14 protein-coding genes and 1 pseudogene are annotated in these 16,642 nt (G+C 69.4%); 12 read left to right on the forward strand and 3 right to left on the reverse strand.

Annotation, left to right across the window (positions count from 1 at the left end; genetic code table 11):
- Together J4O73_RS12520 and J4O73_RS12525 are read left to right on the forward strand one after the other, a co-directional pair.
- Nucleotides 1–114 (forward strand): annotated as a pseudogene (locus tag J4O73_RS12520) (CsbD family protein); the annotation flags it as partial.
- 64 nt (nt 115–178) lie between these two features.
- Nucleotides 179–562: a CsbD family protein gene (locus J4O73_RS12525; RefSeq protein ID WP_426217752.1), complete on the forward strand. Its 384-nt coding sequence runs from the start codon at nt 179–181 to the stop codon at nt 560–562.
- Nucleotides 563–749: 187 nt separating this feature from the next.
- On the opposite strand, the gene J4O73_RS12530 is transcribed toward J4O73_RS12525, so the two are convergent.
- Both J4O73_RS12530 and J4O73_RS12535 read right to left on the reverse strand, forming a co-directional pair.
- Nucleotides 750–1,934 carry a DUF2336 domain-containing protein gene (locus tag J4O73_RS12530; protein WP_426217754.1) on the reverse strand — a complete coding sequence of 395 codons (1,185 nt, stop codon included), beginning with the start codon at nt 1,932–1,934 and terminating at the stop codon, nt 750–752.
- Nucleotides 1,931–2,743: a response regulator gene (locus J4O73_RS12535; protein WP_426217756.1), complete on the reverse strand. Its 813-nt coding sequence runs from the start codon at nt 2,741–2,743 to the stop codon at nt 1,931–1,933. The genes J4O73_RS12530 and J4O73_RS12535 overlap by 4 nt, the downstream gene beginning before the upstream one ends.
- A 301-nt stretch (nt 2,744–3,044) precedes the next feature.
- On the opposite strand from J4O73_RS12535, the gene J4O73_RS12540 reads away from it, so the two are divergent.
- A complete protein-coding gene (locus tag J4O73_RS12540; RefSeq protein ID WP_378972078.1) occupies nt 3,045–3,371 on the forward strand; it encodes an antibiotic biosynthesis monooxygenase family protein in 327 nt (108 codons plus the stop codon).
- A gap of 1 nt (nt 3,372) precedes the next feature.
- Here J4O73_RS12540 and J4O73_RS12545 read toward each other — a convergent pair whose 3' ends face one another.
- Nucleotides 3,373–5,145, reverse strand: a complete 1,773-nt coding sequence (locus tag J4O73_RS12545; RefSeq protein WP_426217758.1) for a chloride channel protein — start codon at nt 5,143–5,145, stop codon at nt 3,373–3,375.
- Between the two features lie 81 nt (nt 5,146–5,226).
- On the opposite strand from J4O73_RS12545, the gene J4O73_RS12550 reads away from it, so the two are divergent.
- The 9 genes from J4O73_RS12550 (at nt 5,227) to J4O73_RS12590 (ending at nt 16,561) form a co-directional block, all read left to right on the forward strand.
- A complete protein-coding gene (locus J4O73_RS12550; RefSeq protein ID WP_426217760.1) occupies nt 5,227–5,658 on the forward strand; it encodes a MarR family winged helix-turn-helix transcriptional regulator in 432 nt (143 codons plus the stop codon).
- Nucleotides 5,659–5,702: 44 nt separating this feature from the next.
- Entirely contained in the window at nt 5,703–6,764 is a 1,062-nt protein-coding gene (locus J4O73_RS12555) for an SPL family radical SAM protein (protein WP_426217762.1), read from the forward strand.
- Nucleotides 6,765–6,849: 85 nt separating this feature from the next.
- Nucleotides 6,850–7,134 carry a hypothetical protein gene (locus J4O73_RS12560; RefSeq protein WP_426217764.1) on the forward strand — a complete coding sequence of 95 codons (285 nt, stop codon included), beginning with the start codon at nt 6,850–6,852 and terminating at the stop codon, nt 7,132–7,134.
- A gap of 116 nt (nt 7,135–7,250) precedes the next feature.
- A complete protein-coding gene (locus J4O73_RS12565; RefSeq protein WP_426217766.1) occupies nt 7,251–8,663 on the forward strand; it encodes a phosphomannomutase in 1,413 nt (470 codons plus the stop codon).
- Between the two features lie 12 nt (nt 8,664–8,675).
- Nucleotides 8,676–9,140: a YaiI/YqxD family protein gene (locus J4O73_RS12570; protein WP_426217768.1), complete on the forward strand. Its 465-nt coding sequence runs from the start codon at nt 8,676–8,678 to the stop codon at nt 9,138–9,140.
- A 136-nt stretch (nt 9,141–9,276) separates the two neighbouring features.
- On the forward strand, nt 9,277–11,547 hold the full coding sequence (katG, locus tag J4O73_RS12575) for a catalase/peroxidase HPI (RefSeq protein ID WP_426217770.1): 2,271 nt from the start codon (nt 9,277–9,279) through the stop codon (nt 11,545–11,547).
- Between the two features lie 177 nt (nt 11,548–11,724).
- A complete protein-coding gene (locus J4O73_RS12580; protein ID WP_426217772.1) occupies nt 11,725–12,549 on the forward strand; it encodes an FAD binding domain-containing protein in 825 nt (274 codons plus the stop codon).
- The gene (locus J4O73_RS12585) at nt 12,546–15,230 is read left to right on the forward strand and encodes a molybdopterin-dependent oxidoreductase (RefSeq protein WP_426217774.1); all 2,685 of its coding nucleotides are present in this window, start codon (nt 12,546–12,548) and stop codon (nt 15,228–15,230) included. The genes J4O73_RS12580 and J4O73_RS12585 overlap by 4 nt, the downstream gene beginning before the upstream one ends.
- Nucleotides 15,230–16,561, forward strand: a complete 1,332-nt coding sequence (locus J4O73_RS12590; RefSeq protein ID WP_426217776.1) for an NCS2 family permease — start codon at nt 15,230–15,232, stop codon at nt 16,559–16,561. Before J4O73_RS12585 ends, J4O73_RS12590 begins: the two co-directional genes overlap by 1 nt.
- Nucleotides 16,562–16,642 lie beyond the last annotated feature (81 nt).

Genomic DNA, 16,642 nt, shown 5'->3' on the forward strand with positions numbered 1-16,642 from the left:
AAGCTCGTGGCCGAGGGCAAGGCCCAGGAACTCAAGGGCGAAGCCCAGAAGACCGTCGGAGACGTCAAGGACGGCGCCAAAAACCTCGCCGACAAGGTCACCGGCAAACACTGAGCAAGGTCGGCGGCACCGGACCCACCGGTGCCGCCCCTCACCCCCCTCACCATTGGAGTTCGACATGAATCGCGACCAATTCCGTGGCGCATCCCGTCACCTCAAGGGTCGCGCGCAGACCGCTCTCGGCGGCCTCACCGGTGATCCGGCCCGCCAAGTGCGCGGCGCCGTCAACCAAGTGGCCGGTGGCGCGCAATACGCCTATGGCCGCGCGCGGGACCGGGCCGAGGACCTCGCCGCGGATGGCCGCCATCTCGCTCACGAGGTGTGGGAGCGGGCCGACGATGTCCTTGAGGATGGCCGCCACATCGCGGGCGAAGCGCGCCGACGGGTGCAGACCCATGGCCGCCGCGCGTTTCGCTACGCCGACGCCAACCGCACCACGACGCTCCTCGCCTTCGTCGGTGTGGCCTTCGCCCTCGGCTGGCTCTCCCGTCCCTCCCGCTGATCCCTTCCGATTGAGGAGAAACCGATGATCCGCAAGCTTCTCACCCTCTTCGTGCTGCCGAGGCTGATCGCCTTCGTCACGCGCCGTATCACGGGCCGCGCGGCGACCCCTCCGCGCCGGGGCTACTGAACGGCCGCCGGAGCGACCAGCTTCCCTGGTCGCAGCCGGTTCGGGGGCTGGAGCCGCCCTACCGTGCCCGACGCGCGCCTTTCCATCTCTCGTCATCATCGGCCGCCGAGGCGACGAAGGCGGCCGATCCCGACAGGATCGCCGCGTAGCGCGCCACCATGCGGGCCGCCACAGGGGTCAGTGCGTCGTGGATCCGGTGGGCGTCGAGCAGGCGCTCGACCGAGACATCTCCACCGGGTGCGCCGCTCAGGAGCAACTTCAGGACCGACCAGGGGTGCCCGAGCCCGCGCAGGATGACGGCGAGGGCGTGCGGCGCAAAGGCATCGTGACTGGCGATCAGCACACCGGTCGGCAACGTGGCATCGCGCGCGAGGATGGCCAGCACGTCCTCGACACGCCGCATGTACAGCCAGTTCGCGATCCGCGCCGAGGAGACGGGTTTGGCCCCAAGCACGCGCCCCGCGGCTTCGACCGAGGCGGCGAGGCGGGCCAGCCGGTCGGGACAGGCCGACGCGCGGAAGGTGAGCGCGACAGGGCCCGCGACAGGGCCGAGGAGAGCTTCGGCTTCGTCGGCGTCCCACTCACCCTCGGCGGACAAGGCCGCCACGGCCGCTCCTCGTGCCAGGGACGCGAGCATCTCCCGGCCGGCCTCGGGCAGGTCGGCCCGGGCGGCCAGGGCGAGCGTCAGGGGCAGGGAGACCGATGCGCGCGGCAGGAGCGTCTTGAGGGACTCGACCTGCATGACCGCGCCCGGATTGGTGAGCAGCGCAGCGGCGACGGCGGGATGATCGTCCTTCAGCAGGGCATCGGTGACAGCCGTGCCGAGACTCGGCCTCGTGGCGATCGCCGCGCGATGCGCCTCCCCGACACGCGGGATGATCTGAAGCAGCCACTCCTCATCGAAGCTCGGGCATTGCTCGAGGAGAGGCGTCGCCACGGCGAGCGAGGGATCGCAGGCGAGGCGCGTGGTCGTGACCCGGGGGGCCCGCCGGAGGGGCGCGAGATGCCGGGCGAAGGTAGCCCGCGCCTCGGTATCGACCTGATCGAGCAGGCTGGAGAGCAGGCCGTCGAAGCCCGGCTTGGCCGCAGGCGGCAGCCGCGACCAGCGCCGCGTGAGCGCGGCCGCCGAGCGCAGCACCAGCTCCGACTGCCGCGCGCGATCCTTGCTGATGATCGCGGCCTCGATATCGCGCACGAGCAGATCGAGGCGGGGCAGGGGGGCGCGGCCGAGCCCGGAATTCATCGTGACACCGGGAGGGCAGGGGCATCGTCGCCCTGCCGGTCGTATTCCTTCCGCAGCGCCTCGAGCAGGTAGGGCTGCCACAGGCCGAAGGTCTCGTAGACGAGCCGGTCGATGTCGGTCGCGGTGAAGGGCAGACGAAGGACGGTGCTGGCGCCGAACATCGCGAGCTTCCCGGACGAGGAGGCGTCCTGCTGCCCCACCGCCATGACGATGCGCGCGCCGGTCCCCAGGGCGTCGATCCGGCAGGCCACCTCCGAGGGCGGCATGTCGGGGATCGCCGAGCCGACGACGATGAGGTCCACGGGACGGGTCGCGGCGATCTTCACGGCGCTCCGGCCGTTCTCGGCCTCCGTCACGCCGAACCGGAACGAGGCCGACGCGAGAATCTGCCGGGTGATCTGACGGGTCTTGGCGCTGGGCTCGATCAGGAGGAGCGAGAGTTCCCGGCGCAGGAAAGCGGCCGCCTCCAAGACGTGCCCGACCTTGCGTTCGCCCAAAGGCTTCAGCACCACGTCGTAGGCGCTGAGCCGCCGGGCGATCGTCGGCCACCGCGCCGTCAGCAGATCGGCGACGAGGACGACCACGCTGTCGGCTCCGGCGCCCTTGCGCCAGGCCGTGATGATCTCGGCATTCGTATCCGGCAGGATCGTGTCGATGAACAGGATGTCCGGGGCGGGCCCGCGCAAGGCCGCGCGCAGGTCGGAGCCGTTCGTCACCTCCCGGATCCGCGCCTGCGGCCGCGCGGCGGTGATCGCCTCCGACAGCGTCAGCCGTGTCTCCTCGTCCGCATCGGCGATCAGGATATTCATCGCGCCGCTTTCAGCACCCGGCATCCAGGCCCCACGGCATCGAATGGCCGCCCCGATCCGAGGTCTTACACTCTGCGATCATCGGGCCAGCTCTGCGTGCAAGTTCCGGTTAGCTTGGCACACGAGATCCTAATCGAGTCCCTACGCCGGATGCGAAGATCGGCCTCAATCGCGTGGGACAGTCCACGGCCATGAGCGGCGGGCTTTCGTCAAACGATGATGCCGCACTCGATCTCATGCGGGATCCTGGCTAGAGCACGACACGCCACTTCCGGCCCGGATTCTGAGAAGGGACGCTCGCATGTTCATCGCCATGAACCGCTTCAAGGTCGTGAAGGACGGCACGGAGGAGTTCGAGCAGGTCTGGCTCGGGCGCGACAGCCATCTGAACGAGATGGAGGGCTTCGTGGAATTCCATCTCCTGCGTGGGCCGGAGGCGGAGGACCATATCCTTTACGCCTCGCACACGATCTGGCGTTCGCGCGCCGATTTCGAGGCCTGGACCCGCTCCGAGCAGTTCCGCAAGGCCCATAGCCGCGCACCGAGCACCCGCCCGCTCTATCTCGGCCACCCGCAATTCGAGGGCTTCGAGGCCCTAGGCAACTCGAAGATCGGCGAGCGGGCCTGAATCAGGCCCGTCTGCGGACGAAATAGGCCCGCCGCTCGGTCTCGGCCCGGCTGAACGACGCCTGGACCTGCAGGAGATCCCGGCGTGTGACGAGCCCGAGCAGGGCGCCACTCGCCGGATCCACGACCGGCAGGCGCCCCCTGTCGGAGGCCAGCATGAGTTCGATGGCGTGAGCCGTCACGTCCTCGGGGTAGATGACGGGGAGGGCCGCGTCCGAGACCTGCTCGCTCAAGCGGTCCTCCCCAAGACCGCCCTCGGCCCCCCAGAGCAGCACGTCGGCGCGTGTGACGAAGCCGACGGGACGGCCCGCCTCATCGATGACCGGGTAGGCGCGATGCTGGCCCCGCTCCAACACGGCCACCGCCTCGCGGATCGGAAAGTGGCCCGGCAGGGTCTCGACGGTCCGTACCATCACCTCCGAGACCCGCGTGAATTGGTGCGGATCGATGCCGTATTCACGAGTGATGTGCTGGCCGCGCCGCGCGATCTTTTCGGTGAGGATCGAGCGTTTCAGGAGCAGAACCGTCACGGCGTAGGCGGAGACGGACGCTGCCAGGAGCGCCGGCAGAGCGTGAAGGTCGCCGGTCAACTCGACGGCGAAGAGGGCGCCGGTCAGCGGCGCGGGCATCGTGCCGCCGAGCATCGCGGCCATGCCGAGAAGTGCCCAATAGCCCGGCTCGCCCGGGAGCGCCGTCCCGGCGAGCCAGCCCATCGCCCCGCCGATGATCAGGAGAGGCGCCAATACGCCACCCGAGGTGCCCGACGAGAGAGCCACGAGCCAGATCACGGCCTTCACGATGAGGATCGTCAGGACGGCTTCGAGCACGATGTGCCCGCCGAGCAGATCGCCGATCACGTCGTAGCCGACGCCGAGGGCACGCGGCTCGATCAGCCCGCCGAGCCCCATGACCAGCCCCCCGAGGGCAGGCCACCACATCCAATGGATCGGCAGATGCTCGAACCGGTCCTCCAGGGCATAAAGCAGGCTCGTCAGCGCGCAGGACAGGAGCCCCGTCGCCGCGCCGAGACCGGCACAGACGACGAGCCCCCACGAGGGCAGCACCGGATCGGCCGCGAAGGGGAAGAGCGGCCCGGCGCCGAGAAGAGCGGGCCGCAGGATGGTCGCCGTCACCACCGCCGCCGTGACGGGGATGAAGCTGCGCGGGCGCCATTCGAACAGGAGCAGTTCCACCGCCAGCAGGATGGCGGCCACCGGCGTGCCGAAGATCGCCGTCATGCCCGCCGCTGCACCGGCCACGAGCAGCGTCTTCCGCTCTGCCGCGCTCAGGTGGAAGAACTGCGCGAACAGGGAACCGATCGCCCCGCCGGTCATGATGATCGGCCCCTCCGCGCCGAAGGGACCGCCCGTGCCGATGGAGATCGCGGACGAGACAGGCTTGAGCACGGCGACACGCGGCGACATGCGGCTTCCGCCGATCAGGATCGCCTCGATCGCCTCGGGAATGCCGTGGCCCCGGATCTTCTCCGAGCCGTACCGGGCCATCAGGCCGATGACGAGCCCACCGAGGATGGGCGCGGCGACCATCCACCAGGACGGCTTTACCTGCGCCAGGGACACCAGCGCCGTATCGATCCGACCGAACCAGACGAGGTTGGTCACCAGGGCGATGAGTGCGAGGAGCCCCCAGGCCGCGACGGTTCCCGCCGCGCCGATCACCACCGCCATGGCGGCCAGCAGGAGGATCCGCCGGTCGGCACGGAAATCGGCGAGGACGCGGCGACCCGCCGCCGGGGTAGCCTTCGTGACACGCATGCGGGACACCTTCGGACTGGAACGATGTGCCCGGATATATATCGTGATACGATATTTTGAAGCCCTTTCGGGAGCGACGCGATGAGCGAGGGTGCGGGCAACGGCCTCACGCGGGAATCTTACGCCGCCATCGCCGCGTTTCGCCTCGAACTGCGCCGCTTCCTCGCCTTCAGTGAAGCGGCGGCGGGCCGGGTCGGCCTGCCCGCGCAGCAGCATCAGGCCTTGCTCGCCATCGCCGGATGCGAGGCACCGCCCCCGGTGGGGTTCGTGGCGGAACAGCTTCTCGTCGCGCCTCATACGGCGGCCGAGCTGGTTTCGCGCATGGTCGAGGCGGGCCTGTTGTCGAAGACCGCCTCGCCCCAGGACAGGCGCCGCTCGGCCCTTGCCCTGACGCCCCGCGCCACGGCGCTGCTGCAGCAACTGACGGCGGTGCATCTGGAGGAGTTGCGGACCCTGGAACCAGCGCTCGCCCGCGCGCTGGCACGCCTTCATGGCCCCACCCCTGAGGCATGACGACCGGGCCGGAACCCCGCCGAGCCCGGCGGGGTCTTCCCGGCATGCCCTCTCGTCTCTGGCGGCCCCGCCGCGTGCTCGTGACCCGCTCGGCGCTCACCCATGCCCATGGACGGGCCATTGCCGAGCGGGCGGCGGGGCTCGGCGCCGACATCATCGAACTGTCCGGCGACCGGCTCAGCCTGCCGAAGCCGGAGGATCCCCGCGCGGCCTATCGCGAGGCCAAGGCGACCCTTGCCGTCGTGGTCGCGTCCAAGAGCAAGCGGCGCTTGCAGCCGATTCCGCCCTCCGCCGATTGGCGCTTCGACCTGGCTGAGGGCTGCCACGCCCATTGCCAGTATTGCTACCTTGCGGGATCGCTGGCGGGGCCGCCGGTGACGCGCGTCTACGCCAATGTCGAGGAGATCCTGGCGGGATTGCCCCAGGCCCTCGGTCAGGGGGGCGTCACCTCGGTCTCGCCGGAGCGGGCCGGAGAGGGCACGACCTTCGAGGCCTCCTGCTATGCCGACCCACTCGGCATCGAGCACCTGACGGGCAGCCTTTCGGAAGCGATCCGCTTCTTCGGCGCCTGGGACGCGCCCGTGCAACTCCGCTTCACGAGCAAGTTCGGTGAGGTCGGGCCCCTGATCGGCCTGCCGCATGGACGGCGGGTCCGGGTCCGCCTGTCGGTCAACGCGCAAGCGCTGATCCGCTTCGAGGGCGGGACGAGCCCGCTATCCGAGCGCATCGAGGCCATCGGACGCCTCGCCCGCGACGGCTACCGCATCGGGCTGACGATCGCGCCGATCCAGCCGTTCGAGGGGTGGCAGGAGGGCTATGCCGACCTGTTCGACCAGACGGCGCGCGCCCTCGACGGGGCCGCGGATCCTGATCTCACGGCGGAGTTCATCACCCACCGGTTCACGCCGAAATCGAAGACCGTTCTGCAGGACTGGTATCCCGGCAGCGATCTCGATCTCGACGAGGCGCGCCGCTCCCGCAAGCTGACGAAGTTCGGCTCGACCAAGTGGGTCTATCCGGCGCCGCAGATGCGCGAGATGCGGGACACGCTCACGGCCCTTCTGGCCGAGCGCCTGCCGCAGGCGCGGATGCTTTACTGGACGTGACGGAAACCCGGCCCGCGCGAGACCGCGACAGGAACGCTTCCCCGATCGGCGACATTCTCTCACGGATCCTAGAGGAGGGGCTTTCATGCGCATCGTCGGACAAGCATCCGTTATCGCCCTCGTGACCCTGATGAGTGTCGGGGCCGCCGAGGCGAAGGGCTGCATCAAGGGCGCGATCATCGGCGGCCTCGCCGGTCATTACCTCGCCGAGCGTGGCGTCGTCGGCGCTGTCGCGGGCTGCATCGGCGGCCGTTACCTCGCCAACCGTCAGGCCCGCCGCAACGAGATCGATTACGGCTCGCGGGTCCGGGATCGGGAGACCGGCTATGGCGGTGGGCAGGCCTATCCCCGGCGCGGATACAACTACTGACCGCAGGAACGGGCCCGAAACGGCAGGAAAAAATCGGGGCGGGCGGGTTGCATTGCGACCCGTCCGCCTTTCTACAACAGCATCACAAGGTCAGGTTCGAGCACGAAGGATCCGCTGTGAGCAGTCTGAAATTCGGCACCAGCGGTCTTCGCGGCCTCGTGACGGATCTGGTCGGTGCACCGAGTGCCACCTACGCCGCCGCCTTCTTCCGGTCGGTCGGCGCCGAGGGCGATGAGCGCCGCGTCGTGATCGGACGGGACCTTCGCGACAGCAGCGAGGGCATCGCCAAAACCGTAGCGGGCGCCGCCGCCGCGTCGGGCTTCACCGCGATCGATTGCGGTGCCCTGCCGACCCCGGCCCTCGCCCTGGAGGCGATGCGCCGCCGGGCCTTCGCCGTGATGGTCACCGGAAGCCACATCCCCGAGGATCGCAACGGCCTGAAATTCTACCGTCCCGATGGCGAGATCACGAAGGCCGACGAGGTCGCCATTCTCGCCGCCCTGAAGGACGGGAACGCGGGCGATCCCACCGCGACCCCCTCCGCCGCGACGCCGGAGCCGGAGGCCATCGCGCGTTATCATCGCCGGTACGGCGCGGCCTTCCCGGCGGACCTGCTCGCGGGGCTGCATGTCGCGGTCTACCAGCAGAGCTCCGTCGCGCGGGACGTGCTGGTCGAATTGCTCGAAGCGCTCGGCGCCCGCGTCACGGCCATCGGCCGGGCCTCACGCTTTATCCCGATCGACACCGAGGCACACCGCCCGGAGGACGTGACCACTATCCGCGAGGCCATGGCCTCGGGTGAGTTCGACGCCCTCGTCACGACCGATGGCGACGCGGACCGCCCCCTCGTCGCGGATGGAACGGGGCGCATCCTTCGCGGCGACCATCTCGGCCTGATCACGGCTCGCTTCCTCGGTGCCGATGCGGTGGTGGTGCCCGTCACGGTCGGTTCCGCACTGGAGCGTTCCGGTGGCTTCGGCCGCGTGGTCCGCACCAAGGTCGGCTCGCCCTTCGTCATTGCGGGCATGGAAGAGGCGATGCGCGACGGTGCCAAGCTGATCGTGGGCTACGAGGCCAACGGCGGCTTCCTCCTCGGCTCGGACGTAACGCTGGCGAACGGTACCCTGCCGGCCCTGCCGACGCGTGACGCGATGCTGCCCATCGTGGCGACGCTCGCGGCGGCCAAGCGGGCGGGCCTGAGCCTCGCCGACCTCGTCGCCTCCCTCGACGCAGGCGAGATGGCGAGCGACCGCCTGCCGGAAACCCCCTCGGAAAAGAGCAGCGCCTTCCTCGCGAAGCTGACCGAGGAGGCGTTCCGCAGCGAATTCCTGCGCCCGGTCGGCACGGTGGAGTCGGTCGATTCCCGCGACGGCGTCAGGATGGTCCTGTCGGGCCACCGCACCATCCATTTCCGCGCCTCCGGCAACGCGCCGGAACTGCGCTGCTACGCCGAGGCGAAGACGGCCGACGAGGCGCAGGACCTCGTCCGCTGGGGTCTGTCCGCCGCAGCCGACGCGATGCGGGGCTGACGGACGTCGCCCGTGTCGCCACCGATCACCATCTTCATCGACGCCGACGCCTGCCCGGTGAAGAACGAGACTTACCGCGTGGCCGAGCGCTACGGCCTGCATGTCTACGTGGTGGCCAACAGCATCCTCAACGTGCCGCGCGAACCGTGGATCGAGCGGGTCGTCGTGTCGGACGGGTTCGACGCCGCGGACGACTGGATCGCCGAGCGTGCGGGACCGACCTCCATCGTCATCACTAACGACGTGCCGCTGGCGAGCCGCTGCGTGAAGGCCGGAGCGAGCGCTCTCTCCCCCACGGGCAAGGCCTTCACCGAGTCCTCGGTCGGCATGGCGCTCGCCACCCGCAACCTCATGCAGGAGCTGCGCGAGGCGGGCGCGATCACGGGCGGCCCACCGCCCTTCTCGGCCAAGGACCGGTCCGCCTTCCTCGGCGCCCTCGACCGGGCCGTGGTCCGGCTGCGCCGCGCGGACGCCTGACCCCCACACCCGAGCCCCGCCAAATCCGGCATGCGACGCGACGGCGCGCCTGCCGCATCGCGAGAGAAACGCCTTCGGCACGCGACTTCGTACGGCCGCGCTCTAGGTGTCCGGACGACGAAACGGGGGATGACCTATGGAAACCTATACCGACGTCCTCGAGGGCAAATGCCCGTTCGGCGGAGACCGGATCGGCGGCGCGCACACCTCGCCGCCGACGCTTGAGGAATGGTATCCCGACCGGCTCCGGGTCGAGATGCTTCACCAGAATGGCCCGCAGGCGAACCCACTGGCCGATTTCGACTACAAATCCGCGTTCGAAAAAATCAACTATGAGCAGCTCAAGGCCGACATCCGCTCGTTCCTGACGAGCTCGGTGGCGTGGTGGCCGTCCGATTACGGCAATTACGGCCCGCAGATGATCCGCATGGCCTGGCACTCGGCGGGCACCTACCGCATCGCCGACGGGCGCGGCGGCGCGGGCGAGGGCCTGCAGCGCTTCGCCCCGATCAGCTCGTGGTGGGACAACGGCAACACCGATAAGTCTCGCCGCCTGATCTGGCCGATCAAGCAGAAATACGGCAACGCCCTGTCCTGGGCCGACCTGATGGTGCTGACCGGCACTGTGTCCCTGGAGATCATGGGTCTGCCCACCTACGGCTTCGCCGGCGGACGGCACGATGCCTGGGAAGCGGACAACGCGACCTACTGGGGTCCGGAGCTGTGGGACCCGCACAACGTCGAGTCCTTCGACAGCATGGTGAATCGCGACAAGCGCTGGCGCGGCAAGAACGGCGATGCCGACTACGACATGGAGAACCCGCTCGCGGCCTCCCACCAAGCACTGATCTACGTGAACCCGGAAGGTCCCTACGCCAACGGTGATCCGATGGGCTCGGCGCGGGACATCCGCGTCACCTTCACCCGCATGGCCATGAACGACGAGGAGACCGTCGCGCTGATCGCGGGCGGCCACGCCTTCGGCAAGAGCCACGGCATGGTCAAGGCCGACAAGATCGGCCCGCCGCCGGAAATCGCGCCCCTCGAGGCGATGGGGCTCGGCTGGCACAACCCGCAAGGCACGGGTGCGGGCGAGAACACGATGACGAACGGCATCGAGGGCTCGTGGATCCCGAACCCCACTCAGTGGGACAATGACTACCTGACGAACCTCTTCAAGTTCGAGTGGAAGCAGACGAAGAGCCCGGCGGGCGCCCTGCAATGGGAGCCGACCGATCCGGATGCGCCGCGCACGCCCGACGCGCACATCCCCGGCAAGACCCACCCGCTGATGATGATGACGAGCGACATCGCGCTGAAGACCGACCCGGTCTATCGCGAGATCTGCCTGAAGTTCCTCAGTGATTTCGACTATTTCACGCTGCAGTTCTCCAAGGCCTGGTACAAGCTGACCCACCGCGACATGGGCCCGAAGGAGCGTTACCTCGGCCCGGAGAAGACCCTCGAACCCGATCTGCTGTGGCAGGATCCGATCCCGGCCCTCGACCATCCGGTGATCGATGAGGCCGACATCGCCGCCCTGAAGGAGGAGATCCTCGGAAGCGGGCATTCCGTCTCCGATCTCGCCTTCGCGGCCTTCTCCTCGGCCTCGACCCATCGCAACACCGACAAGCGCGGTGGAGCGAACGGAGCCCGCATCGCGCTGGCCCCGCAGAAGGACTGGACGGTCAACCGCCGGGCCATGCCGGTCATCGAGTCCCTGAAGGGCATCATGGCGGGCTTCAACGGCCGGGCGACCGGAGGCAAGAAGGTGTCTCTGGCCGACCTCATCATCCTCGGCGGTTGCGCCGCCGTGGAGAAGGCGGCCCGCGATGCCGGGGCCTCGGTCACGGTGCCCTTCGCCCCCGGGCGGATGGACACGACCGACGCGATGACCGACGCCGAGAGCTTCGAGTGGCTGAAGCCCGTCGTGGATGGGTTCCGCAACTACGTGGACGACAAGTTCGACGCGATCACGCAAGGACGCGTCTCGCCCGAGCAGGTCTTCCTCGACCGGGCTCATCTTCTGGCGCTCACGGCGCCGGAATGGGTGGCGCTGACGGGCGGCCTGCGGGCGCTGAACCTGAACCACGACGGATCGAAGCACGGCATCTTCACCGATCGCGTCGGCGTGCTGACCAACGACTTCTTCACCGTGCTCACCAGCATGGACTACGAGTGGAAGAAGGCGGACGCGGCCGGCATGGCCTTCAACCTCGACGCGCGCGAGGGTGGCGGCACGAAGTACACGGCCACCCGCTGTGATCTCGTGTTCGGCGCCAACGCCCAGCTTCGGGCCGTGGCCGAGGTCTATGCCGGCACGGACGGGCAGGAGCGTTTCCTGCGCGACTTCGTGAAGGTCTGGGACAAGGTGATGAACCTCGACCGCTACGATCTGAAGAACTGATCTCCGCCTCTTCGTAACACGGCAATATCGGCGGCGGCGGGGGGGCGATCCCCCGCCGCCGCTGTGATTCCGGTCGGCGCGGGCGATGCGCAAGGTCGGGCGGATGTTGCGCGTCTGAAGCAGGGCTGGCGGCAAGCAACTTGCCAAGCGATCCCGGACATCATCTCCTGGGACGCCATGGATCTTCACACGATCGAGACGCTGATCCGGCTCCGCAGCCGGTCGGACATGCCCGAGTGGCGCGAAGGCGATGCGCTGCTCGCGGGCGGGACGTGGCTCTATTCCGAACCGCAGCCGTCGCTGCGCCGTCTCCTCGACCTCACGAGCCTCGGCTGGGCGCCACACGAGGCGGATGCCGAGGGGCTGACCCTCGGTGCGACCTGCACCGTCGCGGCCCTGGAACGGCTGGAGTTGCCGCCCGCATGGATCGCCGCGCCGCTGGTCCGGCAATGCTGCCGCGCGCTGCTCGGCTCGTTCAAGGTCTGGAACGGGGCGACGGTGGGGGGCAACCTGTGCCTCGCCCTTCCGGCCGGGCCGATCATCGCGCTCACCACGGCACTCGAAGGCACCTGCCTCCTTTGGGCGCCGGATGGGAGCGAGCGCCGCATGGCCGTGCCCGATCTCGTGCTCGGGCCGCAGCGTACCGCGCTGGCTCCCGGCGAGATCCTGCGGAGCATCCACCTGCCCGCCGGAGCATTGGCGCGGCGGACCGCCTTCCGGCGGATCAGCCTGAGCCCCTACGGACGCTCCGGCGCGCTGCTCATCGGCACGCGCGGCGCGGATGGCACCTTCGCCCTCACGATCACCGCCTCCTTGCCACGGCCCCTCCGGCTCGCCTTCCCGCGCCTTCCCGATCACGATGCGCTGCTCGCGGCGATCGAGGCTGCGATCCCCGGGGGGCGATATTACGACGATGTCCATGGCCGTCCGGACTGGCGCCGCCGCATGACGGACCATTTCGCAGGCGAAATCCTGGCGGAGCTGACAGAGGCGCGCGCATGAGGCTTACCGTCAACGGACACCCGCACGAGGCGACGCCCCGGCCCGGCCAGTGCCTGCGCACTGTCCTGCGCGAGGCGGGCTGGTTCGGGGTAAAGAAGGGTTGCGACGCGGGCGATTGCGGCGCCTGCACCGTCCATCTCGACGGCGAACCGGTCCATTCCTGCCTCGTCCCCGCCGTCAGGGCCGAGGGTGCCGAGGTCACGACCATCGAGGGGCTGTCCGGGCCGTGTCGTCCGGGCGAGGCGATCACCCCGGCTCATCCGGTCCAGACGGCGTTCCTGGCCGCACAAGGGTTTCAGTGCGGTTTCTGCACGCCCGGCATGGTGATGACCGCCGCCGCCCTCGATCAAGCTCGGCGGCAGGATCTCGGGGACGCGCTCAAGGGCAACCTGTGCCGCTGCACCGGCTATGGCGCGATCCGCGATGCCATCGCGGGGATCGCGCGCGTCGAGGCACCGGACGGCACCTGCATCGGCCGCAGCCTGCCCGCTCCGGCGGCGCCGTTGGTGGTAACGGGCACGGCCCGCTTCACCTTCGATGTCCCCGAGGCCGGGACCCTCCACCTGAAGGTGCTGCGCTCGCCCCACGCCCATGCCCGCATCGCCGGAATCGAGACCGGGACCGCCCTGGCCATTCCCGGCGTCGTGGCGGTGCTGACGCACGAGGACGCGCCCGCCTCCTGCTTCTCGACCGGGCGTCACGAGGATCCACGCGACGACGCCGCCGACACGCGCGTGCTCGATCCCGTGCTGCGCTTCGTCGGCCAGCGGGTCGCCGCCGTGATCGCGGAGAGCGAGGGCGCCGCCGAGGCCGGGTGCCGGGCGCTCCGCGTCACCTACGAGGTGCTGCCCGCGATCCTCGAACCCGAGGGCGCCTTGGCGCCGGACGCGCCCCTCGTCCACGAAGGAGGAAACCTCGCGGCCGAGGTTCGGGGAGAGGTCGGGGACGTCTCGGCCGCCTTGGCGGAGGCGGAGGTCGTCTACGAAGAGACCTTCCGCTCGCAGCGTGTCCAGCACGCCCATCTCGAAACCCATGGCTGCGTCGGCTGGCGGGACGAGGAGGGCCGCCTGACCCTGCGATCCAGCACGCAGGTGCCGTTTCTGACGCGCGACGCCCTCTGTGCCCTGTACGGGCTGAGCCGCGATGAGGTGCGCGTTCTCTGCGGGCGGGTCGGGGGCGGGTTCGGCGGCAAGCAGGAGATGCTGACGGAGGATCTGGTGGCGCTGGCGGTCCTCAAGACGGGCCGCCCGGTGAAATGGGAGCTGACCCGGCAGGAGCAGTTCGCGGCCACCACCACCCGCCACCCGATGCGGGTGAAGGTGACAGTCGGCGCGCACAAGGACGGGCGGCTCACCGCGCTCGCCCTCGACGTGCTGTCCGATACGGGGGCCTACGGCAATCATGCGGGCGGCGTGCTCCACCATGGCTGCAACGAGGTGCTCGCCGCCTATACCTGCCCGAACAAGCGGGTGCGGGGCAGGGCGGTCCACACCCACACTCTGCCGTCCGGCGCCTTCCGTGGTTACGGCCTGAGCCAGACGATCTTCGCCCTCGAAAGCGCTCTGGACGAGGTGGCGCGGCGCCTGGGGTTGGACCCCTTCGCCCTGAGGCGGCTGAATGCCGTGCGGCCGGGCCAACCGATGGTCGCTCACAGCCTCACCCCGCACGACGTGGTGTTCGGCAGCTACGGGCTCGATCAATGCCTCGACCTCGCGCAGGCGGCGCTTGCCGAGAACTCCGGCCCGGCCCCGGAACCCGGCTGGCGGGTGGGCACCGGCATGGCCATGGCGATGCTCGACACCATTCCGCCGCGCGGCCACCATGCCGAGGCACGGGCCGCGCTCCTGCCCGAAGGCGGCTACCTGATCCGCATTGGCACCGCCGAGTTCGGCAACGGCAGCCAGACGGTGCATCGCCAGTTCGCCGCGCAGGCGCTGTGCGCCGATCCGGCAACCGTGCGGATCGCGGGCGCGGATACCGATCAGGTCGGGCACGATACCGGCGCCTATGGCTCCACCGGCACGGTCGTGGCGGGCCAGGCGGTGCTGCGGGCGGCCGAAGCCCTGGCTGTGGCCATCCGCGCGCGCGCGGCCGAGCGGCTTGGCGTTCCGGCGGAGGAATGCCGTTTGGAAGGCGCCGCCGTCGAGGCGCCGGGCGGGCGCATCCCGCTGGAGGACCTCGCGCCGCTGGAAGCATCCGGGCATGCGAACGGAAGCCCGCGCTCTGTTGCATTCAACGTCCAGGCCTTCCGCGTGGCCGTGCATCCGGTAACGGGAGAGGTCCGGATCCTGCGCAGCGTCCACGCCGCCGATGCGGGCGTCGTGATCAACCCGATGCAGTGCCGGGGGCAGATCGAGGGCGGTGTCGCGCAGGCGATCGGCGCGGCTCTCTACGAGGATGTCCGCCTGGACGGGGAGGGGGCGGTGGAGACGCGCACCTTCCGCAACTACCACATCCCCGCCTGTGGTGACGTGCCGGACACGCAGGTGCTGTTCGCGCAGACCGACGATACGGTCGGGCCGCTCGGCGCGAAGTCGATGAGCGAGTCGCCCTTCAACCCGGTGGCGGCGGCCCTCGGCAACGCGATCCGCGACGCCACCGGCGCCCGGCTGACAGCCACGCCCTTCGCACCGGACAGGATCTTCCAGGCCGTCGCGGCCTCGTGCCAAGATGGGAGGTGATGGACGCCACCCCGCCCCCCGCCCGCTCCGGTTTCCTCGAGCGCACCTTCCGCCTCTCCGAGCACGGCACCACCATCCGCACGGAGGTGCTGGCCGGGCTCACCACCTTCCTGACGATGGCCTACATCATCTTCATCAATCCGAGCATCCTCGCGGAGGCCGGGATGCCGAAGGGAGCGGTGTTCGTCGCCACCTGCCTCGTGGCGGCGATCGGTTCGGGGGTGATGGCGTTCGTGGCGAACTACCCGATCGCCCTCGCGCCGGGGATGGGCCTCAACGCCTACTTCGCCTACGTCGTCGTGCTCCAGATGGGCTACACGTGGCAGGCGGCGCTCGGGGCCGTGTTCCTCTCCGGCATTGGCTTCCTCATCGTTACCCTCACCGGGCTGCGACGGATCATCGTGGAGGGCATCCCCCGCTCCATGCGCATCGCCCTCACGGTGGGGATCGGCCTGTTCCTGGCCATCATCGCCCTCAAGAGCGCGGGCGTGGTGACGGCGAGCCCGGCGACCTTCGTGACTCTGGGCGACCTCCACAAGCCCAGCACCGTTCTGGCGGTGATCGGCTTCCTCATGGTCGCCGTGCTCTCGGCGCGGCGGGTGAAGGCGGCACTGCTCATCAGCATTCTCACCATCACGATGCTGAGCTTCGCCTTCGCCGGCAATGCGTTCACGGGTTTCGTCTCGATGCCGCCTTCGCTGGCGCCGACGCTCTTCGCCCTCGACCTGCCCGGAGCGCTCTCGGCCGGGCTCGTCAATGTGATCCTCGTGCTGTTCCTGGTGGAATTGTTCGACGCCACCGGCACCTTGATGGGCGTGGCAAGCCGGGCGGGCCTCCTGACCGAGGGGAAGATGCCACGGCTCGACCGGGCGCTGAAGGCCGATTCCTCGGCGATCTTCGTGGGCTCGTTGCTCGGCACATCGAGCACCACCGCATACTTGGAAAGCGCGGCAGGGGTGGAGGAGGGCGGCCGCACCGGCCTGACCGCCGCCACCGTGGCCGTGCTGTTTCTGGCCTGCCTGTTCTTCGCGCCGCTGGCGGGCTCGGTCCCGCCCTACGCCACGGCGCCCGCCTTATTCTACGTCGCCTGCCTGATGCTGCGCGAACTGGTTCATCTCGATTGGGACGACATCACCGAAGTCGTCCCGGCCTGCGTGACGGCGCTGCTGATGCCCTTCACCTATTCGATCGCCACGGGCGTTTCGTTCGGCTTCATCACCTACGCCGTCCTGAAGCTCATGAGCGGCCGGGCGCGCGACGTGAAACCCGTGGTCTGGGTGATCGCGGCGGTATTCCTGTTCAAATTCATCGAGACCGGCGGCGCCCATTGAGGGGGCACGGCAGTATTCGGCCCGGCTCTCGCAAAGGCGTGCATGTTGACGCACCCGATGCGCCGGTAGGAACGACGGCCC

The organism is Methylobacterium sp. NFXW15 (assembly GCF_049887755.1).
GTDB lineage: Bacteria > Pseudomonadota > Alphaproteobacteria > Rhizobiales > Beijerinckiaceae > Methylobacterium.